Raw genomic sequence first — 1,223 nt, 5'->3', positions numbered from 1 at the left:
GTTTGACAGTCGGCTGTGCGGTCTTGGTCGGTTGCGCGGGCCTGGTGGGCTGCGCGGTTCTCGTGGGCTGTGCGGTCTTGGTCGGCTTGGCCGGCGTCGACGGCTGAGCCTGCGGGGGCTTCTGCGTCGGGCTCGCCTTCCGAGTCGGGGTCGCCTTCTGCGTCGGGGTCGCCTTCCGCGTCGGCGCCGTCGTGGGTTTGGCGGTCGGTCCGCCGGTCGGCTTGGACGTCCGGCTGGGCTTGGCGCTCTGGGTGTTCCTCGGCTTGGCCGTGGACGTGGGCGGCGCCTTGGCGCCGGCCTTCCGCGTGGCCTCCGGCGCGGTGGGGACCGGGAACGTCGGCACCGGGATCGGCGGCGCGGTGACGGGGGAGGTCGTCGACGAGGCCGGGGCCGTCGGGCTGCCCGTGTCCAGCCTTATCGGCCCCACATCCGGGTTCTGCGGCTCCGCCGTGGCGTCCGAGGGCACGGTCATCTTGTCCGCCGACGTGTTCGCGCCACCCTGCCCGTCCTCCTGCGGCAGGCCCTGCCCCTGGCCCGACGGCGCGGAGAGGACGCCGGAGATCTTTCCCTCGGCGGCCGTCCGCCCCATGGCGCCGAGGGAGCCGTAGTTTCCGGCGGCCCACAGGCCGAGTCCGGACAGCAGGGCGACCACGCCGACGCAGGCGGCCAGCATGAGGGGAAAACCCCTGGTCCTCGGCCGTTCCCGGACGGTCCCGGCCTCCGGGGGCGCGGCCGTGCCCGCCGGGGGCACGCTTCCGGGGAGCGTCGGAGCACCCCAGAGCGGCAGCGCCGTCGGCCGTGCCGACGCGTCCGCTACGGCCGCGGCCGGGGGAACGGCCTCCTCCGGGGAGTTCCGCTCCGTCCCGGAGCCGGCCGTACGGCCGCCCTCGCCAGGGGTGAGGGGCGCTGACCGCTCGCCGAGGAGGCGGAGCATGGCAGCCTTGGTGTCGGGACGCTCGTGGGGGTTCTTGTCGAGGCACGAGGTCAGGAGGGCGGCGAGCTCGGGCGGGAGGCCGGTGAGGTCGGCGGAGCCCTCCCGCACCCTGCCGGTCTCCCCGCCGAAGGGCGGCTGCCCGGTGGCGGCGTAGGCGAGGGTGGCGGCCCAGGAGAAGAGGTCCGCGGGTCTGCCGAGGCCGGGAACGGCAGCGGTGGCGGGGCTGGGCTCGGCGTGTGAGGGCTCGGTGTGCGGGGAGCCGGCCTGGGGAGGCTCGGCCGGTGAGGCG

General features: G+C 76.1%; 1 protein-coding gene. It reads right to left on the bottom strand.

The genetic code is table 11. From position 1 onward, the window contains the following. On the bottom strand, positions 1-1,223 hold a 1,223-nt coding region (locus tag CA984_RS44085; protein ID WP_479725550.1), incomplete at both ends, for a serine/threonine-protein kinase.

Origin of the sequence: Streptosporangium minutum (genome assembly GCF_002149035.1) — a bacterium.
Classification (GTDB): domain Bacteria; phylum Actinomycetota; class Actinomycetes; order Streptosporangiales; family Streptosporangiaceae; genus Streptosporangium; species Streptosporangium minutum.
The sequence above is the reverse complement of the archived record's forward strand: the minus strand, read 5'-3'. Positions and strand labels throughout refer to the sequence as shown.